Raw genomic sequence first — 23,269 nt, 5'->3', positions numbered from 1 at the left:
CGTGAAAGTGCCGCCCTGGGGCTACGGGAGCCGTTGGCCGAAGAAGAGGCTGGCCGCGGCACCCAGCATGAGGATCAGGGTCCCCACCACGACCCACGGCTTGCTGGCGTCGGCGTCCTTGAGCTCGTAGCCGATCTGCTCGCCGAGGTCCGCGTAGACCTTCTTCAGCTCCTCGGCGCTGGCCGCCTTGTAGAAGTCGCCGCCGGAGAGGCGGGCGATCTCACGCAAGGACTCGTCGTCCACGCTGACCGGCTGGGCCTTGCCGTCGATGTCGACCGAGCCGTGGGTGGTGCCGAACGAGATCGACGAGATCGGCACGCCGGCCTGCTTGGCCGCCTGCGCCGCCGTGTACCCGCCGCGCGCCGCGTACAGGTCCTCCGGGACGGTCTGCTTCCCGTCCGACATCAGCACGATCCGCGCCGGCGGCGGCCCGTCGGCGCCGCCGACGACGCTGGAGAAGCTCTCCACCGACTGCAGGGCCGCGAAGATGCCTTCGCCGGTCGCCGTCGACTGGGCCAGCTTCAGGTTTTCGATCGCCTTGATCACGCCGTTGCGGTCGGTGGTCGGGTTGACCAGCACGGTCGCTGTGCCCGCGAAGGAGATCAGCCCCAGGTTGATCCCCGGCGTCATGTTGCGCGCGAAGCTCGTCGCCGCTTCCTGGGCCGCCTGCAGCCGCGTCGGGAGCACGTCGGTGGCCTCCATCGACAGCGACACGTCGATCACCAGCATCACGGTCGCCCGGTTGCGGGGCACCTTCTGCTCGGCGGTCGGGCCGGCCAGCGCCACGGTGAGCAGCAGCAGCGACAGCACGATCAGCACGGCCGGCAGGTGCCGGACCCAGCCCTGGCTCTTCGGCGCGACCTTCTCCAGCAGGTCCAGGTTCGCGAACCGCATGGTCCGCTTCCGGCGCGCCCGCTGGGCCAGCACGTACCCGACGGCGACCGCGGCGACCGCGATCAGCAGCAGGAACCACCACGGCGAGGCGAACCCCGTCAAACTCATGCGCGCACCTCGCTGACGCTCGGTGCGGCCTGAGCCGGCAACGCCGTGCCGAACGGTTCGGTCGCAGGCTCCCTCACGCCACACCCCCCGACCAGCGGCGCTTGCGGGCGACGACGAACCGCACCATGTCGGCGATCCAGTCGGCGTCCGTGCGCAGCGTCAGGTGCGCCGCACCCGCGCGCCGCAGGCCGGCCGCCACGCGCTGGCGGTGGGCGTGGGCCGCGGCCCCGAACTCCTTGCGCAGCAAGGCCGAAGCGTGCACTTCGCGCTGTTTCCCTGTCTCCGGGTCGGCCAGCACGACGGTGCCCACCTCGGGCAGGTCGACGTCGCGCGGGTCGAGGACTTCGATCGCGATCAGTTCGTGGCGCCCGCCCAGAGCCCGCAGCGGCCGCTCCCAGGACGTGTCGCCCAGGAAGTCGGAGATGACCACGGCCAGGCCACGGCGGCGCGGCGGGCGGCGCAACGCCTCCAGGGCCTGGGCGAAGTCGCCGCAGGTGCCCTCGGCCGCGCGCGGGGTCTCGGCGAGCTTGCGCACCAGCCCGCGGGCGTGCGCCAGGCCGCCGCGGGCCGGGATGCGGGTGGTGTCGGCGCCGGTGGAGATCAGCGCGCCGATCCGGTTGCCGCCGCCCCCGGTGAGGTGCGCGACCGCCGCGACGGCGCAGACCACCAGGTCGCGCTTCTCGCACAGCGCGGTGCCGAAGTCGAGGCTCGCCGAGAGGTCGGCGACCACCCACGTCTCCAGCTCGCGGTCGGCCACGGTCTCGCGGATGTGCGGGGTCGTGGTGCGGGCGGTGACCGCCCAGTCCATCCGGCGGACGTCGTCGCCGGGCTGGTACGGGCGGGCCTCGCCGGGCTCGGACCCCGGCCCCGGCACCAGGCCGAGGTGGTTGCCCTGCAGCAGCCCGTCGAGCCGGCGGCGGACGTCGAGCTCCAGCGTGCGGAGCCCCGCCTCCATCCGGTCGCCGCGCAGGATCGGCGGCGCCCACGAAGGGCGTTCGCCCTTCTCGTTCTTCGCCATCGCCGGGTTACCTGACCGGCGCGCCCGCCGGGACCGGGCCGCCCTGGCCGGCCCCGCCCTGCGGCCGGGCCGAGACCTGCGGCAGCGGCACGGTCTGCAGCACGCGCGTGATGATGTGGTCGATCGGCACGCCGTCGGCCAGCGCGTCGTAGGACAGCACGAGCCGGTGGCGCAGCACGTCGGGGACGACGTCGACGACGTCCTGCGGCAGCACGTAGTCGCGGCCGCGGACCAGGGCCAGCGCGCGGGCGGCGGCGATGATGCCGAGGCTGGCGCGCGGCGAGGCGCCGTAGGAGACCCAGCCGGCGACGTCGGCGAGGCCGTGCTCGTTCGGCGTCCGGGTGGTCAGCACCAGCCGCACGACGTAGTCGACCAGCGCGTGGTGCACGAACACCTGCGACGCGACGCCCTGGAGCCGGACCAGCTCGCCCGGGCTGAGGACCTCGTGCGGGGTGGGCGGCGTGACGCCCATCCGGTAGATGATCTCGCGCTCCTCCTCGGCGGAGGGGTATTCGACGACGATCTTGAACAGGAACCGGTCGCGCTGCGCTTCCGGCAGCGGGTACACGCCCTCGTTCTCGATCGGGTTCTGCGTCGCGAGGACGAGGAACGGGTCGGGCATCGGGAAGGTCTGGCCGCCGATGGAGACGTGCCGCTCGGCCATCACCTCGAGCATCGCCGACTGGACCTTGGCGGGCGCGCGGTTGATCTCGTCGGCGAGCACGAAGTTCGCCACGACCGGGCCGAGCTCGACGTCGAAGCGCTCGGCGCCCTGGCGGTAGATCCGGGTGCCGAGGATGTCGGCGGGCACCAGGTCGGGGGTGAACTGGACGCGGGAGAACGAGCCGCCGACGACCCGGGCGAACGTCTCGACGGCGAGGGTCTTCGCGACGCCGGGCACGCCTTCGAGCAGCAGGTGGCCCTTGGCCAGCAGGCCGACCAGCATCCGCTCGACCAGGCGGTCCTGGCCGACGATGATCCGCTTGACCTCGAACACGGTCCGCTCCAGCAACTGGGCGTCCCGGGCCGGCGTCGCGGGCTGCTGCCCGTTCCCGCCCTCGGCGTAGCCGGGCTCGGTCACTCTGCCTCCTCGAAATCTCGTGCGCCGCCCCCGCGACGGTGATCACGCGGTGCGACCGTACTGCGCCCCGGGCCGTCCGGCGCATCCGGCACGCGGACGCCACGCACCCGGCCCGCGATCAGCCAACACGGTCGCCGGTGTGGCACCTGTGAAGCACCTGGCCGGCCGGTTGCGCGCCCGGGCCGGTCCGTCGGGTGAACGCCCGATCCGCCGCTGCCGCCGTCGCCCGTATGAGGGGGATCCCGGCATCTTTCTCGACGGCCTGGCCGAGGACGCCCGCCTGGGTGCACTGGTCCCCCGCGGCCTGCGGGAGGCGCGCGGGGCGGAGCCGGCTCCCGGCGGGTCAGCGGTGCCGCTCGAAGCCCGGGAGGCGCCGACACGGCGGGGCATCCCCGCGAGTCAGCGGTGCCGCTCAAGGTCCTCCGGCGTGTCGATATCGTCCGCTTCGCCGCGTTCCGCCGGGACTTCGGCCACCGTGAGCCCACCCAGGACCCGGCGCAGGGCCGCGTTCTCCGTCTGCTCCGGCAGGGCCGCCCGCAGGGCCGGGAGCCGCCACGCGCCCAGGAGCCACTGCCGCTCGCCCGCCGCGTCGACCAGGACCGCGCCGTCGGCGTCGCCGATGGCCATGACCAGCCTGTCCACTGTGGACCGGCGGACGCCCGGGAGGTCGGCGGCCAGCAGCACGACCGCCTCGACGTCGTCGGGCACGAACACCAGGCCCGCCGCCAGGGCCGCCACCGGACCGGTGCCCGGGACCGGTTCGCGGGTCCACACCACGTCGAAGCCGGGGCGGCGCGGGCCGACCGCGATCACCCGCTCGGCGCCGTCGAGGGCGTGGATCGCGCGGGCCAGCAACGGTTTGCCGCCCACCGACAGCGCCGGCTTGTCCACACCGGACAGCCGGCGGGCCGCACCCCCGGCCACCACGATCCCCGCGTAGCGCACCGGGGCACCTTAGCGGCCCAGCACGAGGTAGGTGAAGCCCAGCACGCCCCGGTAGTCCCGGACGTATTCGCGCCACCGCCGGTCGAGCCACCGACGCACCTCCGGCGCCCGCGGGTCGGCCGGGTGCGCCACCAGCCACTCCGCCCAGGCCGCCCGCGAGGTCGACTCGAAGTCGTCCCACTCGAGCTGGTCGGCGGTGCTCAGGTGCAGCACGCGCCAGCCGGCGCCGTCCACGACGTCGAGCAGGTCGGGCAGGGTCAGCAGGTCCGGGCCGAAGATCTCCCGCGCCGCGGCGGTCGGCGAGGCGGCCCAGAAGCCGTCGCCGTAGAGCAGCCTGCCGGTCGGCCGCACCACCCGGGCGAGCGCCGCCAGCGCCGCCTTCGCCGAGCCGAAGACGTGGGCGGACCCGACGCAGAACGCCCGGTCGGCCGGAACGTCCCAGGTCGCGGCGTCCGCCTCGGTGAACTCCACCGCCAGGCCACGCGACGCGGCCGCCGCCCGGCCGCGGGCGAGGCCGGTCCGGTCGGTGTCGACGCCGGTCCCGCGCAGGCCCAGGGCCCGGCCGAGCGCCCGCAGCAGCAGCTCGCCCCAGCCGCAGCCGAGGTCGACGAGGTGCCCGTCGCCCAGGGCCATCCGGTCGAGCAGCAGCTGCGCGTGCGGCTCGGACAGGGGCGTGTTCCAGCGCATCCGGCTGCGCCGCAGCGCGTTCAGTTCGTCGTCCACGCGGCCGATCCTGGCGATCGGCCCCGCTCGCCGTCGAGCGGGTTTCAGCCGATCAGGCGCGTCGCGTACGGCATGATCCCGCCGTAGCGCACCGGGGCGACCCGGACCCGCAGGCCGGACTGCGGCGCCTCGACCATCTGCCCGCCGCCGAGGTAGAGCGCAACGTGGTGGATGCCGCCCGGGCCACCCCAGAACAGCAGGTCGCCGCGGCGCATCTGGGACAGCGGCACCTGCCGTCCCGCCGAGTACTGGTAGCCGCTGTAGTGCGGCAGCGAGCGGACCCCGGCGAAGGCGTAGATCATCAGCCCGGAGCAGTCGAAGCCGATCTTGTTGTAGTCGCCGTAGCGGTCGGCGACGCCGCCGTCGCGGATGCCGCGGGTCGGGCCGCTCGCATTGCCACCGCCCCACGCGTACGGCATCCCGAGCTTGGACAGCGCCCGCGCGATCACCGCCTCGATCGACGAGCCGGCCGGGCCAGCCGGGGCCGGGCCGCCCGAGGGACGGCCGCCGCTCCCGGACGCCGCCAGTGCCGTCTGCCGGGCGCGTTCCTCGTCCTCACGCTGCTTCTGGGCGAGCCAGTCCTGGTAGCGCTGCCGCTGGCCCTGCAGGCCGCTGACCTTGGCCTGGGCGGCGAAGAGCTGCTGTTCGACGTCGGACTTGTCCTTCTCGAGCAGGCTGTTCCGGCTCGCCTGGCTGTCCTGCGCCTGCTCGGCGACGGTCCGCGCGGCGTCGGCGCTGCTCTTCGCGCGGCGGGCCGCGTCCTGCTTCTGCTGGGCGATTTCGGCGGCCTTGCGGGCCGCGGCGTCTTTGTTGGACTTCTCGGTCTGCGCCTGCTGGAGCCGGTCGAGGGCGTTGAGCCGGTTGCCGCCGACGGCGTCGAGCAGCTGCGCGCGGGCGAGCATGTCCTTGGGGCTGTCGGCGCTCAGGTACGCCGAGAGCGAGCCGACGGTGCTGCCCTGCTGGAAGCTCGCGGCGGCGAACGTCTTGAGGTCCGTCCGGGCCTTCTCGATGGCCGCCGAGGCCGCGTCCGCCTCGGCGCGCGCGGCCTTGGCGTCGTTCTCCGCCTGCGCCGCGTCGTCCTGGGCGGCCTGCAGGTCGACCAGGGCCTTGTTGGCCTGCTCCTGCTTGAGCTCGACCTCGTCCTGCAGCTGCGTCAGCTTCTGCTCGGCCTGGGCCAGCTGGTTGGTCAGCCGGCCGACCTCACCGGCCTTCGCGTTGGCGTCGGCCTTGCTGGAGTCGATCTCGGAGTCGCTGGGGTTGGGCGGCGGCGGGGGCGCCGCCAGGCCCGTACCGCCCGCGCCGAACAAGAGCACCAGCGTGAGCGTGCTCACGCTGAGTCCCCGGCGGACGCGCGGCACCCGAGGACCTCCGCACCGTCCAAACAAGACCGCCACCTCCGCTCACCAGCGCACACCGCGTGTCACTGCAGTCACACCACTATCACAAGCATCAGCGGAAACTTACACAACGTAGGCACCAATTCCCCTCATTGAGGGACCACCGGGCCGGATGGCGCAGCCCACACCGCGTGTCGGCTTGTCCGTTAAACAGGACACGCGTACTGTTTAGGGCACCGCGAGGTGTGCCATCCCGCATCCGGTCCTACGGTGGGGGTGCGCAAGACTCGCCCCACCGAACCGACCGAACTGACCCGGGACTCCCCTGCCGCGACGGCGCGGCGTCCCCGCCACTGGAGTTAGACGTGACCTCACCCGCCAGCAAGGACAGCTTCGGCGCCAAAGACACGCTGAAGGTCGGCGACGCCTCGTACGAGGTGTTCCGCCTGAACAAGGTCGAGGGCGCCGAGCGCCTGCCCTACAGCCTGAAGATCCTGCTCGAGAACCTGCTGCGCACCGAGGACGGCGCGAACATCACCGCCGACCACATCCGCGCGCTCGGCTCCTGGGACCCCAACGCCGACCCGTCGATCGAGATCCAGTTCACGCCGGCCCGCGTGATCATGCAGGACTTCACCGGCGTGCCGTGCGTCGTCGACCTCGCCACCATGCGCGAGGCGGTCACCGACCTGGGCGGCGACCCGGACAAGGTCAACCCGCTGGCCCCGGCCGAGCTGGTCATCGACCACTCGGTGATCATCGACGTCTTCGGCCGCCCGGACGCCTTCGAGCGCAACGTCGAGATCGAGTACGAGCGCAACCGCGAGCGCTACCAGTTCCTGCGCTGGGGCCAGGGCGCCTTCGACGAGTTCAAGGTCGTCCCGCCGGGCACCGGCATCGTGCACCAGGTCAACATCGAGCACCTCGCCCGCACGGTGATGAGCCGCAACGGGCAGGCCTACCCCGACTCCTGCGTCGGCACGGACTCGCACACCACCATGGTCAACGGCCTGGGCGTGCTGGGCTGGGGCGTCGGCGGCATCGAGGCCGAGGCGGCCATGCTGGGCCAGCCGGTGTCGATGCTCATCCCGCGCGTCGTCGGCTTCAAGCTGACCGGCGAGATCCCGGCCGGCGTCACCGCCACCGACGTCGTGCTCACCATCACCGAGATGCTGCGCCGCCACGGCGTGGTCGGCAAGTTCGTCGAGTTCTACGGCGAGAGCGTGTCCGCGGTGCCGCTGGCCAACCGCGCCACCATCGGCAACATGAGCCCCGAGTTCGGCTCCACCGCGGCGATCTTCCCGATCGACTCCGAGACCGTCCGGTACCTCAAGCTCACCGGCCGGTCCGAGGAGCAGGTCGCGCTGGTCGAGGCCTACGCCAAGGAGCAGGGCCTCTGGCACGACCCGTCGCGCGAGGCGTCCTACTCCGAGTACCTCGAGCTGGACCTCTCGACGGTCGTCCCGTCGATCGCCGGCCCGAAGCGCCCGCAGGACCGCGTCGCGCTGAGCGACGCCAAGACGTCGTTCCGCGTGTCGCTCGCCGACTACGTCACCGACGAGGTCGAGGGCTCCGCCACGCGCAAGCCGGGCGTGCCTCAGCAGGAGCAGCCCAAGGGCGTCGAGTCCACCGTCGACGAGGCGTCGTCGGAGTCCTTCCCCGCCAGCGACGCGCCGGCCTATTCCGCCGGCGGCAACGGCGGTGGCGAGCCGGCGCCCCACCACACCGGCGCGGCCGCCGAAGGCCGTCCGAGCAAGCCGGTCAAGGTCTCGACGCCGGACCGCGGCGAGTTCGTGCTCGACCACGGTGCCGTGGTGATCGCCTCGATCACCTCCTGCACCAACACCTCCAACCCGTCGGTCATGCTCGGCGCCGCGCTGCTCGCGCGCAACGCCGTGGACAAGGGCCTCGCGGTCAAGCCGTGGGTGAAGACGTCGATGGCGCCGGGCTCGCAGGTCGTCACCGACTACTACACCAAGGCCAACCTGTGGCCGTACCTGGAGAAGCTGGGCTACCACCTGGTCGGCTACGGCTGCACCACCTGCATCGGCAACTCCGGCCCGCTCTCGGACGAGATCTCCGCGGCCATCCAGGAGAACGACCTCACCGCGGTTTCGGTGCTCTCGGGCAACCGGAACTTCGAAGGCCGGATCAACCCCGACGTGAAGATGAACTACCTCGCGTCGCCGCCGCTGGTCATCGCCTACGCGCTGGCCGGCACGATGGACTTCGACTTCGCGACCCAGCCGCTGGGCCAGGACGCGCAGGGCAACGACGTCTTCCTCAAGGACATCTGGCCGACCGCGCAGGAGATCCAGGAGACCATCGACTACGCGATCACGCAGGAGATGTTCACCAAGGACTACGCCGACGTCTTCGACGGCGGCGAGCGCTGGAAGTCGCTGCCCACCCCGGAGGGCAAGACCTTCGAGTGGGACCTCGAGTCCACCTACGTCCGGAAGCCCCCGTACTTCGAGGGCATGACGCCGGAGCCGGCCCCGGTCACCGACATCACCGGCGCGCGCGTGCTGGCGAAGCTGGGCGACTCGGTCACCACCGACCACATCTCCCCCGCCGGTGCGATCAAGCCGGGCACCCCGGCCGCGCAGTACCTGACCGAGCACGGCGTGGAGAAGAAGGACTTCAACTCCTACGGCTCCCGGCGCGGCAACCACGAGGTGATGATCCGCGGCACGTTCGCGAACATCCGGCTGCGCAACCAGCTCCTCGACGACGTGCAGGGCGGCTACACCCGCGACTTCACGCAGGAGGGCGCCCCGCAGGCGTTCATCTACGACGCGGCGCAGAACTACGCCGCGGCCGGGACGCCGCTGGTCGTGCTGGGCGGCAAGGAGTACGGCTCGGGCTCGTCGCGTGACTGGGCGGCCAAGGGCACCTCGCTGCTGGGCGTGCGCGCGGTCATCACCGAGTCGTTCGAGCGCATCCACCGGTCGAACCTGATCGGCATGGGCGTCATCCCGCTGCAGTTCCCGGCGGGCGAGTCGGCCTCGTCGCTCGGCCTCGACGGCACCGAGGTGTTCGACATCTCGGGCATCACGAAGCTGAACGAGGGCGAGACCCCGCGCACGGTGCACGTCACGGCCACCAAGGCGGACGGCACCAAGGTGGAGTTCGACGCGGACGTCCGCATCGACACCCCGGGTGAGGCGGACTACTACCGCAACGGCGGCATCCTGCAGTACGTGCTGCGGAAGATGACGCAGGCGTAAGGGATTTCGTTCGGCGAAGGCCTCCGCACCGGCATTCCGGTGCGGAGGCCTTCGCGCGTTTCCGCCCGCGGTGAACACCGGCCCGGCCGGGCCGGGCGATCACTACAGTCGCCTCTCATGGGGACGATCACGACACGCACCGTCGAATACCCGGCCGACGGCCTGACGATGGTCGGGCACCTCGCGGTCCCGGCCGGCGCGGGCCGCCGTCCTGCGGTGCTCGTCGGGCCCGAAGGACCGGGGCTGAACGACTTCCAGCGCGGCCGGGCCGACGCGCTGGCCGAGCTGGGGTACGTCGCGCTGGCCTTCGACCTGCACGGCGGCCGCTGGTTCACCGACCCGCAGGAGATGCTGGCGCGGTGCCTGCCGCTGCTGGAAGACCCCGATCGGCTGCGGGACATCGGCTTCGCGGCGCTCGACGTGCTGCGCGCCGAACCCCGGACCGACCCGGACCACGTCGCCGGCATCGGCTACGGCACCGGCGGCGCGGTCGTGCTGGAGCTCGGGCGCGCCGGCGCCGGCCTGCGCGCGATCGCGACGGTCAACGGCCTGATCACCGGCCGCCCCGGTGAGGCGGCGCGCATCCGCTGTCCGGTGTGGGCCGGGGTCGGGTCGGAGGACCCCATCCAGCCGCCCGCGCAACGCGAGGCGTTCGCCGCCGAGATGCAGGCCGCGGGCGTCGACTGGCGCCTGGTGACCTACGGCGGCGCCGAGCACGCCTTCCACCACCCGCCACTCGGGACCGGCCAGACCGTGCTCCCCGGCGTCGGCTACCACGCCCGGCACGCCGAGCGTGCCTGGCGCGACGTCCTCGCCCTGCTCGCCGAATGCCTGCCCGGGTGAGCCGCTAGGCGGGCACAGCCTCCCAGCGCACACTGGACACCGAGGGCTCCAGCGACAGCCGCGACACCGCGGCCTCCATCTGGGCGTCGTCGCGCTGGTCGCCGACCAGCTCGGCCCGCACCTCGACCGTGTGGTCGGCCCGGTCGGTGCTCAGCACCGAAAGCAGCCGGAAGTCGGTGCGGGTCAGCGACTGCACGAGCAACGCCCGCACGTGCGCTTCCGTCGCGTCGCGCGTGACGGCCTGGAACGCGTACCGCGTCGGCGTCTCGTCCCCGGCGTCGGGGCGGCGGTCGACGCGCGGCCGAGCGGCCGCAGCACCACGTTCACCCCGACCACGACGGCGGTCCCGGCCACCGCGACCGCGTACAGGCCCGCCCCCGCGAGGGCGCCCACCGCGGCCGAGCACCACAGCGTCGCCGCGGTGTTGAGGCCGCGGACGTTGAGCCCGTCGCGCAGGATGACTCCGGCGCCGAGGAACCCGATGCCCGAGACGATCTGGGCCGCGACCCGGGTCGGGTCGGCGTCCCCGCTCGAGGCCAGCCCGCCGAAGCCGTGGGCCGACAGCAGCACGAACAGCGTCGCGCCGACCGCGACGAGGGCGTTGGTGCGCAGCCCGGCCATGCGGGCGCGGAACTGGCGCTCGATCCCGATGACGGCACCCAGCCCGACGCCGGCGCCGACGCGCAGCAGCATTTCGAAGATGGTCATTTCCGGCTCTTTCCCGGCGTGCGCGCACTGCCGGACAGGGGGCGGCCGAACTCAGCCCAGCCGGAAACCTCCGGTGAGCGGGCGCCCGGCCGTCCGGGGACTGTCCGCTGGCATGTGCCGCTCACCTCGCTTCCCGTGTTCGTCGATGATCAACCGGATCACTGTAGCCGAGCCCGGTGCCGCCGGGCTGTGACGAGCGCTACCCCGGTGCGCACGTCCGCCGGTTCCGCCATCGCCCGACCGGCTGCCCGGGGCGGGAAAAGGGCCGGGGCGACGACAGTCGCCCCGGCCCGGTTTCCGATCGGCGTCAGCCCTGGGCCGCGGCCGCCGTCTCGAAGGGCTGGACGTTCGGCTGGAACACCTGGCCGTTCGCCGGGACCTCGAGGTCGGTCAGGTAGTCGGCCACGGCCTGGTCGACGCCGAGGGCGTCACCGAGGATGCAGTGGCCGAACGCGTCGACCGACAGCAGCCGGGTGTTGCCCAGCTCGGCCGCCATCCGCTGCGCGAACTTGTACTGCGTCGCCGGGTCGTAGTAGTTGCCGACCACGATCACCGGGACGTCGGTCTTGGCCCGCCAGGGACCGCGGTAGACGTCCGGGTGCTTGGCCGGCCACACCGGGCAGCCCGCCGTGTCGGCGAACGCCTGGTACCGGCCGAACGTCGGCGACTCGCGCTCCCACTGGGCCGCGATGCCCGGCACCTGCTCCTGCCGGATCCGGAACGGCTTGTCGGAGCAGTTGACGGCGAAGTACGAGTCGTCGCCGGTGTACGGGCTGTCGGGGTTCAGGTCGGCCAGCCCCTGCTTGCCGGGGGTGAGCGCCTTCAGCGGCTTCGCCTGCAGGGTCTGGGCCTGCGCCGCCGGGTGGATGGCGGTGTACAGCGCCTGCAGGTCCTCGGCCAGGCCGGCGAACGCCGCCGGCGAGTACAGAGCGCTCGAAACGCCGCCGGTGAACCGGTTGATGTCGACCGTGCCGCCGCCGGGGATGGTGATCGGCTGCCGGCGCAGGTACGTCCGGAGCTCGTCGAACTTCGCCCGCGGGTTGCCGTCGCTGAACGCGCACTTCGCGCCCACCTGGTCGCAGCGCTTGAGGAACGCGTCGAGGGCGATCTCGAAGCCCTGCGCGCGTTCCCGGTCGTACTGCACCCCGTCGCTGGTGCGCAGGGCCGGGTCGACGTTGCCGTCGATGACGATCGCGCGCGACTGCTTCGGGAACATCGACGTGTAGGTCGAACCGATCAGCGTCCCGTAGGAGAAGCCGACGTAGGTCAGTTTCTGGTCGCCGACCGCCGCGCGCAGCTGGTCGAGGTCGCGCACGACGTCCTTGGTGGACATGTGGTTGAGCAGCGAACCCGCGTTGTTCTTGCAGAACCGGCCGTAGTCGCGGTAGCCGGCCAGGGTGCCGGAGATCTCGGCGCGGCTGAGCGGCACGGCGATCTGCGCGCCGAAGACCTCGTCCGCGTCTTCCTGGGTGGTGAAGCAGCGCAACGGGTTGCTCTCGCCGACCCCGCGCGGGTCGAAGCCGACGAGGTCGAAGCGGTCGAGCACCTGCGGCCGGAAGATGGCCGGGCCGCTGAGCGGCATCCGCAGGCCCGAGCCGCCGGGGCCGCCGGGGTTGAGGAACAGCGAGCCGACCCGCTTGTCGGGCGTGCGGGCGGCGCGCTTGAGCAGGGCGATGTCGATGGTGCCCAGCGAAGCGTTGTCGTGGTCGATCGGCACCCGGTAGCGGGCGCAGCTGTAGAACTTGACCTGGTCGGCGGGCACGCCGGCGAGGGTGTCGCTCGAGCAGGTACCCCAGGCGACGGCCGGGGTCGCGCCGACGACGGCGGGCTTGACCGCCGATTCTTCCGCCGCGGCGGCGGTGCCGGCCGGCCCGGCCAGTCCCACGCCGGCCACGAGCGCCCCCACCAGTGCGAACGCCCGCACCCGGCTCTGTGTGGATCTCGGCAAGACGATTCCTCCCTAGGTGACGCCGGCACGCAGCGCCGTGAGGTCACGACGGCACGGCGCGTTACCCGGGTGAGACTTGCACAAAGCGGTGAATCCCGGCACCGGCCGAACGGATGGTCAGCACCTATCGAGCCACCCGCGTGAGGACGAAAACCGGCAACGGCCGGGCGGCCTCGTGCTGCTCCATGGCGTAGCCCGGCCAGAAGGCCAGCAGCTCGTCCCACATCCGGTCGTACTCCTCACCGCGCAGCTCCCGCGCGACGACGTCGACCGGCCGTCCGGCCAGCGCCACCTGGCACTTCGGGTTGGCCCGCAGGTTGAGCGCCCAGGCCGGGTCGTGCGGGCGACCCCAGTTGGACGCCGTCAGCACGAAGTCGTCGCCGCGCGGGTAGTAGAGCAGGTTGGTCTCGCGGTCCAGCCCGCTCTTCCGGCCGGTCGTGGTGAGGCGCAGCGACGGCAGCCCGGCGAGCGCCACGAGGCTCACCCGGCCGCCGAACGCCCTGTGCAGTTTCTTGTCCGCCCACACGACGAACCGCGAGGTGCGCATCAGCCACGGCTTCGTGCCGACGGCCCGGGCCAGTGCCCGGAGAGGATTAGCCACGCACGGATTTTGCCAGGCTCACCCCGAACCGCTGCTGGGAGTCGGTCCACCAGTGCTCGAGGGCGAACCCGGCGGCGGCGAGTTCGGCCTCGACACCGCTCGGGCGGAACTTGGCGGAGATCTCCGTGCGGATGTGCTCGCCCGCGGCGAAGGTCACCGTGAGGTCCGCGCCGGGGATCTCGACGGTCAGCTCGCGGCGGGCCCGCAGGCGCATCTCGATCCACTCGTTCCCGGCGTCCCAGTGGGCGACGTGCTCGAATTCGTCGAGGTCGAAGTTCGCGCCGAGGCGGGCGTTGAGCACCCGCAGCACGTTCTTGTCGAACTCGGCCGTGACGCCGGCGGCGTCGTCGTAGGCGCGTTCGAGGATCCGGACGTCCTTGACCAGGTCGGTGCCGAGCAGCAGCCACTCCCCTTCGTCCAGCACCTCCCGGACCGAGTGGAGGAAGGCCGCGCGCTCGGCGGGCAGGAAGTTGCCGATCGTGCCGCCGAGGAAGGCCACCACCCGCGGCCGGCCTCCGGGGATCAGACCGAGGTGCTGGGTGAAGTCGCCGACGACCCCGCGGACGGCGAGACCCGGGTAGTCCTTCGAAATCGCTTCGGCCGCCTCGGCCAGCGCGGATTCGGACACGTCCAGGGGGACGAACGCCTCAAGGGTGCCGTGCCCGGTCAGGGCGTCGAGCAGCAGCCGGGTCTTCTCGCTGGACCCCGAGCCGAGCTCGACGAGCGTGTGCGCCTCGGTCAGCTTCGCGACGTCCCCGGCGTGAGCGGCCAGCACCTCGCGCTCGCTGCGGGTCGGGTAGTACTCCGGCAGCTGGGTGATCTTCTCGAACAGCTCGCTGCCGTCGGCGTCGTAGAACCACTTGGGCGGCAGCCACTTCTGCGCCGCGGTCAGGCCGGCGACGACGTCGGCGCGCAGTTCCGCGGTGACGGCGTCGCCGGAGCGGTGGTGGTCGAGATCGACTTCGGTCATGACAGCTCCTGGGTCAGGGGAAGCAGGTCGACGCCGGCCGCGGTGGCGCGCACGGCGTGGTGGTCGGGGACGGGCCGCCAGCGCGGGTCACCGTCGAGGGGTTCGGACGCCAGCCACACCCCGGCCGGGGTCTCCAGCACGGACAGCGCGTGCGTCCAGGTCGTGCCGATCAGCGTGGTGCCGTCGGTGAGCAGGAAGTTGAGCCGGGAGCCGGGCGCGGCCGCCTCGACGGCGGTGGTCAGGCCCGCCACCGCCGTCAGCGGGTCCTCCCCCGTGGCCAGCCGGGCCCGCAGCAGCGCCCAGAGCACCACCGAGTCCGTCGGCGCCTCCAGCGTCAGCAGCCCGGTGACCGGCAGGGTCTTGGCCAGTTCGGCCAGCGAGTCCGGATAGCCGCGGACGACGCCGTTGTGGCTGAACAGCCAGGGCCCGGCGGTGAACGGCGCCGCGGCCGCCTCGGTCACCGGCAGGCCGGTGGTGCCGTTGCGGACCGCGGCGACGAACGCGCCGGAGGTGACCGCCGCCGCCAGCGGCGGCAGTGTCTCGTCCGTCCACAGTGGAGTCGAACGCCGGTGGCGCAGCGGCGGCGAGCCCGGGCCGGGGTACCAGCCCAGCCCGAACCCGTCGGCGTTCACCGAACCGCCGCCGCGCATGTCCGCCGGCGCGTAGGACTGCACCAGCAGCGCATGCGGGGCGCGGAAGAGCGCCTCGGCGGGCGAGACCGGCTCGCCGAGGTAGCCGATGTGGCGGCACATGCGCCTACCCCACCTCGCCGGGGCCGGCGTCGCGGGCGGTGCGGAAGCCGGCGAAGATCTGCCGCCGGATCGGGTAGTCCCAGTTGCGGAACGTGCCCCGGATCGCCGCCGAGTCGGTGCCGAACGAACCGCCGCGCAGCACCTTGTACTCCGGGCCGAAGAACACCTCCGAGTACTCCCGGTACGGGAAGGCGGAGAAGCCCGGGTAGCCGTGGAAGTCGGTGCTCGTCCACTCCCAGACGTCGCCGATCAGCTGGTGCACCCCGGTCGGCGACGCGCCGGCCGGGTACGCCCCCGCCGGTGCCGGGCGCAGGTGCCGCTGGCCGAGGTTGGCGTGCTCGGCGGACGGTTCCTCGTCGCCCCAGGGGAACCGGCGCGACCGGCCGGTGGCCGGGTCGAACCGCGCCGCCTTCTCCCACTCGGCTTCGGTCGGCAGCCGCCGCCCGGCCCAGGCCGCGTACGCCTCGGCTTCGTGGTACGAGACGTGCACGACCGGCTCGTCGGCGGGGATCCGCTCGTAGACGCCGAAGCGGGTCCGCCACCAGCCGTCCTGCTCCCGCTTCCAGAACCGTGGCGCGGTGATGCCGTTTTCGGTCCGGTACGCCCAGCCGGCCGGGCTCCACCACCGCTCGTCGTCGTAGCCGCCGCCGTCGAGGAATTCGACGTACGCGCCGCACGTCACCGGCACGGTGTCCATCCAGAACGCGTCGACGGCGATCTCGTGCGCCGGGCGCTCGTTGTCCAAGGCCCACGGCTCGGCCGACGTGCCCATCGTGAACGCGCCCCCCGGCACCAGCACCTCGGCGGGCAGCGTGCCGGAGCGCGCGGGCGGCGGCTCGGGCGCGTGCAGCACCGGGTCGCCCTTGCGGAGCTGGTGGGTGGCCAGCATCGTCTCGTCGTGCTGCTGCTCGTGCTGGGTGATCATGCCGAACGCGAACGCCTGCTCGGTCAGCCTGCTGCCCCGCAGCGGCACGCGTTCGAGCACGTCGAACGCCTTCTCGCGGACCTGCTTGACGTAGGCGCGCGCCTCGGCCGGGCCGAGCAGCGGCAGTTCCGGCCGGTCGGCGCGGGCGTGCTGGAAGGCGTCGTAGACGTCGTCGATCTCCGGCCGCAGCGGCTCCCGGCCGCCGACGTCGCGGACCAGCCACAGTTCCTCCTGCACGCCGATGTGCGCCAGGTCCCAGACCAGCGGCGACATCAGTTTCGAGTGCTGGCGGACCAGGTCCTCGTCGTCCACGGCGTCGGTCAGCGCCACGCTGCGCGCCCGCGCCCGGGTCAGTGCTTCGGCGGCCCGGGCACGCAGGTCCTGCGCGCTCAGCTCGCCCAGTGCTTCCGTGCTCATGCTTCGCTCCTCGATCGGTACGCGCGCCCCAGCACGCTCTCGCTGATCTCGGTGATCGACTCCTCCGCCAGCCCGGTCGTGCCCAGCTCGGCACAGCCCAGGTCGGCCAGGGCCGCCGCGACGGCCGCCAGCTCCGGGTCGGCCAGGCCGCGCCGCGCCGCCGTGGTCCACCGGTCGGCGACCGGTGCGCAGATCTCGCGCACCTTGTCGACGGTGGCCGGGCGGGCGAGCAGCGCGGACACCAGCGCCACCGGGGTCAGCCACTCGTCCGGGGGTTGGGCGTCGAGGTACCGGATCTCCAGGTACCCCTGCGGGCGGACCGGCGTGAACATGGTCGTGAGGTGGTAGTCGAGGTCCGCCACCGTGGGCCTCGGCAGCAGGGCGGCCGCGCCCCGGCCGTCGATCCAGTCGGCGAACGTCAGCCCCTCCGGCGCGTCCCACGGCCGGTCGCCGCGGGGCAGCACCATCAGGGGGACGTCCATCAGGCGCTCGGCCCACGCTCCGGCCGGGTCGTCGTCCGCGACGCCGGAAGTGCGCGTGCGCACCGCCTCCGTGTCGTGCACGGCGAGCCAGCGGGCGGAGGCGTGCCCCGTGTCCCGCCCGGCGTGGACCCGGGAATTGGCGAAGAGGGCGAGCAACGGCGGGCCCATCGCGTGCGCGGCCGCCCACCGCGCGGCGTGGTGCTCGGGCTGCCCGGCGTCGACGCAGACCTGCAGGCCGGCGGTGCTGCACATCATCGTGAGGCCGCCGGGACCGATCGGCGCGAACCGGCGCTCCATGGCCGCGTACCGCGGGGTGTGCAGGAGCCGGCGCGGCGCCCGGTGGGCGTCGATGCCCGTTTCGCCCAGGACGAGGCCGTGGGCGGCGAGCCGCTCGCGCAGGTGGTGGAGGTCGGCCGTGACGGCTGCGTCGAGAGCACGCAGGGAGGCCTGGGGAAGGGCGGAGATCTCGACCTGGCACCCGGGTTCGAGGCTCACGGGTGAGCCGGCCGGGAGTGGTGAGGCGGGGCTGCCGGGGCGGAGCGTCCGCGGGGTGTGCGGACCCAGCGCCGTGGCGAGGACGTCGGGATCGAGGGGTCTGGCCGGGTCGTCGGCATGGTGCACGGTGAACTCCAGCTCCACGCCGGTCAGGCGGGGCGGGCCGTGCTTGAAACACACCGATGCGACGTACGCCTCGCCGGCCGCGCGGTCCGCCAGGACCCGCGCGGTGCGGTTCGACGCACTACCCGACTTCTCGGGGAAATCGTGCACCGCTTGCATGTCCATTCCTGTTCCGTGTGGAGGAACTTCTCGCCTTCGGACGCTACACGCGGGGTACGACAAAATCAGGGCGGATCCTGCGCTGCGGGAGGCGGTCACCACTCCGTAAGAAGTGCCTGATCAGGGCCTGATCAGGGCAAAGCCGGTTCGGTACCGAGGCCGAGCTCGGCCGCGGAAGCCCGCACGGCGTCGATCACCAGGTGCAGCGCGGGCCGCCGGAACGCGGTGCGCCGGTAGGCGATCGACACCGTCCGCAGCAGCGGCGTGGTGAGCGTAACGACGTCGATCCCGGGCGGCCGCAGCAGGCGCAGGCCGAGGTCGGACACGAGGGTGATGCCCAGCCCGGCGCCGACCATCGCCATCGCCGTCGACTGCTCTTCGACCTCGTGGTTGATCTTCGGCGCGAAGCCGTGCCGACGGCAGGCCGTGCGCATCGCCCGCCCGAAGTGCGACTTGGCACCGGCCAGGATCCACGGGTGCTCGGCCAGGTCGTCCAGCGCCGCGGACCCCGACGGCACCGCCCCTCGCGGCACCGCCGCGTGCAACCGCTCCACGGCGACGACGGCCCGTTCGAGCCCGGCGTCCCACGGCGTCGGCGCGTCGGAGTAGTCGATCACGAACGACAGGTCGAGGCTGCCGTCCCGGACCGCCTCGGCGGTGTCTTCGGGGGCCAGTTCGCGGGTGCGCACCTCGATGCCCGGGTGCTCGCCGGCCAGCGCGGTCAACGCCGTCGGCAGCAGGCCGGAGGCCACCGAGGCCCACACGCCGGCGGTCAGCCGGACCGTGCGGGCTTCCTGCGCCTCCTCCAAGGCGTGCGTGGCGCGTTCGACCGAGCCGAGGATCTCTTCGGCGTGCTCGGTGAGCAGGGTGCCCAGCTCGGTCAGCTGGACGCGCCGGCCGAGCCGTTCGAACAGCTTCGCGCCCACGTCCCGCTCGAGCTGCGCCAGCTGCTGCGACACCGCCGAAGCGGTGTAGTGCAGTGCCGCGGCCGCCGCCGTCACGGTGCCCCGGCGGTGCAGCTCGCGCAGCATCCGCAAGCGGTGCAGCGAAAGCTCCATACACAAAACCTAAACGAGATCGTGCAGGAGCGTTAAATGGACGGGCGGGTCACCGGGGGCGCACGCTCGTGACGGCGGCCACGTGGCCGCCCCGGACTTCCCTGGAGGTGAGTGGCCCGATGACCCCCGCCCCGCCGCTGATGCGGCTCACCTGGACCGATCCCGGCACCGGCGCGAACGGCTACCTGGTGGTGCACAGCCTGGTCTCGGGCGTCGCCACCGGAGGTACCCGGATGCGGGCCGGCTGCACGATGACCGAGGTCGAGGACCTGGCGCGGGGCATGGCCGACAAGACCGCCACCTTCAACCTGCCGGTCGGCGGGGCCAAGGGCGGCATCGACTTCGACCCCAAGGACCCGCGCGCGTTCGACGTGCTGAAGCGCTTCTGCGCGTTCCTGCGGCCGTGGCTGGACGCGCACTGGGTGACCGCCGAGGACCTGGGCGTCCCGCAGCACCTGATCGACTCCGTGTTCGCCGAGATCGGGCTGGAGCAGTCGTACCACGCGGCGATCCGCCGTTCGGCCGACCCGGCGCGCACCCTGCGCCGGGTGCAGGCGGGCCTCAACGCCCCGGTCCCCGGCGGGCTGCTGCTCGGCGACGTCGTCGGCGGCTACGGCGTGGCGCAGGCGTGCCTGGGTGTCGCGGCGGCGTGGGACTGGGACGTGCGCGAGACGACGGTGGCCATCCAGGGCATCGGCACCATGGGCGGGGGCGCGGCCTGGTACCTGCACGAGGCCGGGGTCAAGGTGGTCGCGGTGGCCGACGCCGCGGGGACCCTGTACGACCCCACCGGCCTCGACGTCCCGGCGCTGCTCGACCTGCGCGACCGCTTCGGCGAGGTCGACCGCTCGCGGCTGCCCGCCGGGGTCCGGTCACTGCCGCGCGAGACGGTCGTCGGCGTCGACGCGGACATCTTCGTGCCGGCCGCGATCTCCTACGCGCTGCGGCCGGACAACGAGAGCGTCGTGAAGGCCAAGGTGGTCGTCGAGGCGGCCAACGCGGCGACGACCCCGGAGGCGGAGGCCGCGCTGTCGGCCCGCGGGGTCGCGGTGGTGCCCGACTTCGTCGCCAACGCGGGCGCGGCGGCGTGGGCGTGGTGGCTGCTGCTGGGCGAGGTCGGCGCGGACCCGGCCGACTCGTTCCTGCGGCTGCGCACGGAAATGCGGGCGAAGATCGCCCTGCTGCTGGCGGAGTGGAACCTGGACCGGCTGCCGCTGCGCCGCACCGGGCTGCGGCTGGCCGAAGCCAACCGGGCCCGGCGCGCCGAAGCCGCGCTCGCCCCGGAAGGCGAGCCGGGGCTGCTCATCCCCTGAGCGCGAACCGGTCGGTCGCGCCGATCAGGACGTCCTGCATCGACGCGGCCGACACGGTGTGCCCGACGTCGTCCAGCAGCACCAGTTCGCTGCCCGGCCAGGCGTGGTGCAGCAGCCACGGGGTGCCGACGAGGTTGTTCGTGTCCAGGACGCCCTGCACCAGCACCGCCGGGATGCCCGCGAGCTCGCCGGCCCGGCGCAGGATCTCGCCGTCGGGGAGGAACGCGCGGTTGCTGAAGTAGTGCGTGACGAGCCGGGCGAAGCAGAGCCGGTACGCCGGATCCTCGAAGACGTCGTGCGGCGGCACGCCCGGCAGCATCGCGTCTTCCCAGGCGCACCAGTCCTTCGCGGCTCGGTGGTGGACGGCGGGGTCCGGGTCCATCAGCAGCCGGTGGTAGGCCGCCGAGAGGTCGCCGTCGCGCTCGCTTTCCGGCACGCCCTCGCGGAATCTGGCGAAGTCTTCGGGGAAGTACGCGCCGAGGCCGCGGATGAGCATCTCGACCTCGATGAAGCGGTCGGTCGCGAGGCCCATCAGCACGATTTCGCCGACCCGGCCGGGGTGGCGCAGCGCGTAGGTCAGGCTGAGCACCGAGCCCCAGGAACCGCCGAACAGCAACCACTTCCCGATGCCGAGGCGGGTCCGGAGCAGTTCGAAGTCGGCGATCAGGTGATCGGTGGTGTTGGCGGACAGGTCGGCGACCGGGGCGCCGGCGTGCGGGGTGCTGCGCCCGCAGCCGCGCTGGTCGGCCAGGACGATCCGGTAGCGCGCCGGGTCGAAGAAGCGGCGGAGGTTCGCCGAGCAGCCGGAGCCGGGGCCGCCGTGCACGACGAGCGCGGGTTTACCGGCGGGGTTTCCGCAGGTCTCCCAGTAGATCTCGTGGCCGTCGCCGACGTCGAGCATGCCGTGCTCGTACGGCTCGATCTCGGGGTACACCATCACCGCGTCCTTCCACCGGGAATGCAACAGCGCTGTCACATTAGCCGCGAGCGCTCCCCTCGCGCACGGTTTTTCGGCTTCAGGCCAGGGTGCCGGCCAGCTCGGCGAGCGTGTCGGCCAGCTCCTGCGGGCCCGCCGGCCCGATGTGGATGACGGCGTCGTCGCCCGAGCCGGACGTGTAGCTGAGGTAGCGGCCCCAGTCGGTGTCGGCGTAGTGCAGCGGCTGCTGCAGGCAGGTGTGGCGGCCGACGTCGTCACGACGGCCGACGTAGAGCTCTCCGCTGCCCGAGACCGGCCGCTGCACGAGGCTGACGACGTCGGCGACGGCCGGGTCGAGCGGGTAGGCGGACTGCCCGCGGCGGGCCGCCTCGGTCAGGTCCGCCACCCGGACGGTGCGCAGCCGCCCCCCGCCGGGCCCGACCGGCGGCAGCTGCTCGACGAGGGACTCGGCGAGCCGGTTCCGGTCGATTTCCTGCACGCCGACGTGGCTCCCGTCGGAGACGGCCAAGACCGCTTGGAGGCCCTTCGCGGCGGCGAGCACGCCGTAGGTCTGGCCGCCGGTGCCGACCCAGCCGTAGCACTCCCGCGCCGGGCTGACCAGCAGCGGCAGCCAGTCGAGGAAGTCGACGCTGGCCCGGCCGCGGACGTCGACCAGCCCGGCCTCGGCGAGCGCGGCGTCGACCCGCTTGTCGGCTTCCTCGCGCTCTTCGTCCGAGAGCCACAGCGGCTCCGGACGCAGGGTGAGGTGCAGCTGGCCGACCTGTTCACGGTCGGCCAGCGCGGCCAGCGCCTCGACCGGAAGGTCCACCCGGCCTGTTGCCACGTCCACCCGCCTATTCGCCGATGACCGGCGGACTGGTCCGCTGGTCGGTGCCGAAGATCGCGTCCGGGTCCGCTTCGATCAGGTAGTCCGGCCGCTGGTGCTCATCGTCTTCTTCGCCTTCCCCGCGGCGGCCACCGGGACCCATCGGCCCCATCGGCTGCCCGCCCCGCCCGCCGGCCGACCGAGCGGCGGCCGCTTCCGCGGCGGCGGCGTTGCCGAGGCTGCCCATGCCGGAGCCGCGACCGCTGCCGAGGCCGCGTTCGCCGGGGTTGCTGCCGGTCCCCGCCCCGGTGCCGGTGCCGGTTCCGGTCCCCGTGCCGGTTCCGCTGCCGCCTCGGCCCGTCGGGTCCAGGAGCCGGCTGCCGGCGTTGCCGCTGGTCGGGCCGCGCCCGCCGGTGCTGGAGTTCGGGTCGTAGGTGTTCGAGAAGTTCTGCCCGCCACCCCCGCCGGCCGGGTAGAAGTCGATCCCCCCGGCATCCGGCGGCGTCCTCCCGGGCTGGTCGGTGGTTTGCCCGGGCCTGGTGGGCAGGGTGGGGCGGCCGGTGCCGGTCGGACGGCCGGAGCCGGTGGTGTTGGTGGTGTCGTCGCCGCCGGTGCCGCCGGTTCCGCCGGTGCCACCTGTTCCTCCCGTGCCGCCGGTGCCTCCGGTCCCGCCGGTGCCTCCCGTGCCCCCGGTCCCGCCCGTTCCGCCGGGTTTGTCTCCCCCACCGGTCTGGCCGGGATCGAAGCCGGTGGTCGAGGTGCGGTCGTCGCTGCCCGGGTCGCCGCCGCCGTTCTCCGGGTACCACCGGTTCCGGTCGGTGGGCTCGACACGCCCGGGGGTGCCCGGAGTCTCGACGGCGATGGCGGCACCGTCGGATTCGAGAACACCGTAGTCAGTGGGCAGCGCGGCCCGGGTGCTGTCGGTGGCGTTGCTGTACTGGTCCATCACGCGGACGTTGGTTTCGTTCGCCGCGTTGTACCGCGCCATGCCTTCCTGGTAGTTGTCGATGTCGTCCTTGGCCATGAACGGCCCGGCGATGGGAATGGCGGCTTTCAGGCCGGTGGTCCAGGGGTTCGGCTTGTCGGGCTTCGGCGGCACCTCGACGACGCTGTTGCTGGAGTCTTCGAAGACGGCGGCCTGTGTCTTGACGGACGCGGAGGTCACGTCCAGCGGCGCCGAGCTGTCGTGGAACGCCCGTTCCATCGGTCCCGCGCCCGCGTTTGCAGCGTCCGCAGCGTCACCGCTCCACGATTCCACCATGCGCGCCTGGAGCGCCTTGATGCTCGCACCTCGCTCCATGTAGGCGTCGGACAGCTCCTGCACGGTCTGCGCCATCTGCTGCAGCCCGGAGGTGTCGCCCTGTCTGAAGTTGTCGTAGATCTGCTTGCCGTCCACT

General features: G+C 72.9%; 21 protein-coding genes. 3 read left to right on the top strand and 18 right to left on the bottom strand.

All coding sequences use genetic code 11. The features are described from left to right. Positions 1–21: 21 nt before the first annotated feature. The 6 genes from DV20_RS24195 to DV20_RS24170 all read right to left on the bottom strand — a co-directional run bounded on the left by DV20_RS24195 (position 22) and on the right by DV20_RS24170 (position 6,127). Positions 22–1,002 carry a VWA domain-containing protein gene (locus tag DV20_RS24195; RefSeq protein ID WP_043784033.1) on the bottom strand — a complete coding sequence of 327 codons (981 nt, stop codon included), beginning with the start codon at positions 1,000–1,002 and terminating at the stop codon, positions 22–24. A gap of 73 nt (positions 1,003–1,075) precedes the next feature. Then, positions 1,076–2,020, bottom strand: coding sequence for a DUF58 domain-containing protein (locus DV20_RS24190; RefSeq protein WP_043784032.1), 945 nt, complete (start codon positions 2,018–2,020; stop codon positions 1,076–1,078). A 7-nt stretch (positions 2,021–2,027) separates the two neighbouring features. After that, complete coding sequence (locus tag DV20_RS24185) at positions 2,028–3,101, bottom strand: AAA family ATPase (RefSeq protein WP_043784031.1); 1,074 nt, start codon at positions 3,099–3,101, stop codon at positions 2,028–2,030. A 399-nt stretch (positions 3,102–3,500) separates the two neighbouring features. Next, positions 3,501–4,046, bottom strand: coding sequence for a molybdenum cofactor guanylyltransferase (gene mobA / locus DV20_RS24180; protein ID WP_043784029.1), 546 nt, complete (start codon positions 4,044–4,046; stop codon positions 3,501–3,503). Positions 4,047–4,055: 9 nt separating this feature from the next. Further along, a complete protein-coding gene (locus tag DV20_RS24175; protein WP_043784027.1) occupies positions 4,056–4,769 on the bottom strand; it encodes a methyltransferase domain-containing protein in 714 nt (237 codons plus the stop codon). A 44-nt stretch (positions 4,770–4,813) separates the two neighbouring features. Then, on the bottom strand, positions 4,814–6,127 hold the full coding sequence (locus DV20_RS24170) for an NlpC/P60 family protein (protein ID WP_043784025.1): 1,314 nt from the start codon (positions 6,125–6,127) through the stop codon (positions 4,814–4,816). A gap of 344 nt (positions 6,128–6,471) precedes the next feature. On the opposite strand from DV20_RS24170, the gene DV20_RS24165 reads away from it, so the two are divergent. After that, on the top strand, positions 6,472–9,336 hold the full coding sequence (locus DV20_RS24165; protein WP_043784024.1) for an aconitate hydratase: 2,865 nt from the start codon (positions 6,472–6,474) through the stop codon (positions 9,334–9,336). A 117-nt stretch (positions 9,337–9,453) separates the two neighbouring features. After that, positions 9,454–10,179 carry a dienelactone hydrolase family protein gene (locus DV20_RS24160; RefSeq protein ID WP_043784022.1) on the top strand — a complete coding sequence of 242 codons (726 nt, stop codon included), beginning with the start codon at positions 9,454–9,456 and terminating at the stop codon, positions 10,177–10,179. Between the two features lie 4 nt (positions 10,180–10,183). Here the strand turns inward: DV20_RS24160 and DV20_RS47400 are convergent, their stop codons facing one another. The 9 genes from DV20_RS47400 to DV20_RS24120 all read right to left on the bottom strand — a co-directional run bounded on the left by DV20_RS47400 (position 10,184) and on the right by DV20_RS24120 (position 18,817). After that, the gene (locus tag DV20_RS47400) at positions 10,184–10,390 is read right to left on the bottom strand and encodes an MgtC/SapB family protein (protein WP_235190935.1); all 207 of its coding nucleotides are present in this window, start codon (positions 10,388–10,390) and stop codon (positions 10,184–10,186) included. After that, the gene (locus DV20_RS24155) at positions 10,363–10,887 is read right to left on the bottom strand and encodes an MgtC/SapB family protein (protein WP_235190934.1); all 525 of its coding nucleotides are present in this window, start codon (positions 10,885–10,887) and stop codon (positions 10,363–10,365) included. Before DV20_RS24155 ends, DV20_RS47400 begins: the two co-directional genes overlap by 28 nt. A gap of 307 nt (positions 10,888–11,194) precedes the next feature. Beyond that, on the bottom strand, positions 11,195–12,811 hold the full coding sequence (locus DV20_RS24150; protein ID WP_043784021.1) for an alpha/beta hydrolase: 1,617 nt from the start codon (positions 12,809–12,811) through the stop codon (positions 11,195–11,197). A 148-nt stretch (positions 12,812–12,959) separates the two neighbouring features. After that, positions 12,960–13,382 carry a nitroreductase family deazaflavin-dependent oxidoreductase gene (locus DV20_RS24145; protein ID WP_043784020.1) on the bottom strand — a complete coding sequence of 141 codons (423 nt, stop codon included), beginning with the start codon at positions 13,380–13,382 and terminating at the stop codon, positions 12,960–12,962. Between the two features lie 46 nt (positions 13,383–13,428). After that, positions 13,429–14,406 carry an L-histidine N(alpha)-methyltransferase gene (gene egtD / locus DV20_RS24140; RefSeq protein ID WP_043784019.1) on the bottom strand — a complete coding sequence of 326 codons (978 nt, stop codon included), beginning with the start codon at positions 14,404–14,406 and terminating at the stop codon, positions 13,429–13,431. Continuing rightward, positions 14,403–15,158, bottom strand: coding sequence for an ergothioneine biosynthesis protein EgtC (gene egtC / locus DV20_RS24135; protein ID WP_043784017.1), 756 nt, complete (start codon positions 15,156–15,158; stop codon positions 14,403–14,405). The genes egtD and egtC overlap by 4 nt, the downstream gene beginning before the upstream one ends. A 4-nt stretch (positions 15,159–15,162) precedes the next feature. Then, the gene (egtB, locus tag DV20_RS24130; protein ID WP_043784016.1) at positions 15,163–16,500 is read right to left on the bottom strand and encodes an ergothioneine biosynthesis protein EgtB; all 1,338 of its coding nucleotides are present in this window, start codon (positions 16,498–16,500) and stop codon (positions 15,163–15,165) included. Then, complete coding sequence (locus tag DV20_RS24125; RefSeq protein ID WP_043784213.1) at positions 16,497–17,759, bottom strand: glutamate-cysteine ligase family protein; 1,263 nt, start codon at positions 17,757–17,759, stop codon at positions 16,497–16,499. The genes egtB and DV20_RS24125 overlap by 4 nt, the downstream gene beginning before the upstream one ends. Before the next feature lie 131 nt (positions 17,760–17,890). Further along, on the bottom strand, positions 17,891–18,817 hold the full coding sequence (locus tag DV20_RS24120; protein ID WP_043784015.1) for a LysR family transcriptional regulator: 927 nt from the start codon (positions 18,815–18,817) through the stop codon (positions 17,891–17,893). A gap of 119 nt (positions 18,818–18,936) precedes the next feature. Between DV20_RS24120 and DV20_RS24115 the strand changes: the two genes are divergently transcribed. Then, positions 18,937–20,130, top strand: a complete 1,194-nt coding sequence (locus DV20_RS24115; protein WP_043784014.1) for a Glu/Leu/Phe/Val dehydrogenase dimerization domain-containing protein — start codon at positions 18,937–18,939, stop codon at positions 20,128–20,130. On the opposite strand, the gene pip is transcribed toward DV20_RS24115, so the two are convergent. From pip to DV20_RS24100, 3 genes are all read right to left on the bottom strand, one after another. Beyond that, the gene (gene pip / locus DV20_RS24110; RefSeq protein WP_043784013.1) at positions 20,120–21,067 is read right to left on the bottom strand and encodes a prolyl aminopeptidase; all 948 of its coding nucleotides are present in this window, start codon (positions 21,065–21,067) and stop codon (positions 20,120–20,122) included. The two genes, DV20_RS24115 and pip, sit on opposite strands and share 11 nt — an antisense overlap. A 79-nt stretch (positions 21,068–21,146) precedes the next feature. After that, the gene (locus tag DV20_RS24105; RefSeq protein ID WP_043784011.1) at positions 21,147–21,875 is read right to left on the bottom strand and encodes an ESX secretion-associated protein EspG; all 729 of its coding nucleotides are present in this window, start codon (positions 21,873–21,875) and stop codon (positions 21,147–21,149) included. A gap of 25 nt (positions 21,876–21,900) precedes the next feature. After that, a complete protein-coding gene (locus DV20_RS24100; protein WP_043784010.1) occupies positions 21,901–23,268 on the bottom strand; it encodes a WXG100 family type VII secretion target in 1,368 nt (455 codons plus the stop codon). Position 23,269 lies beyond the last annotated feature (1 nt).

The organism is Amycolatopsis rifamycinica (genome assembly GCF_000695625.1).
GTDB lineage: Bacteria > Actinomycetota > Actinomycetes > Mycobacteriales > Pseudonocardiaceae > Amycolatopsis > Amycolatopsis rifamycinica.
Note: the sequence above shows the minus strand (reverse complement) of the source record. Positions and strands in the feature narration are given on the sequence as shown.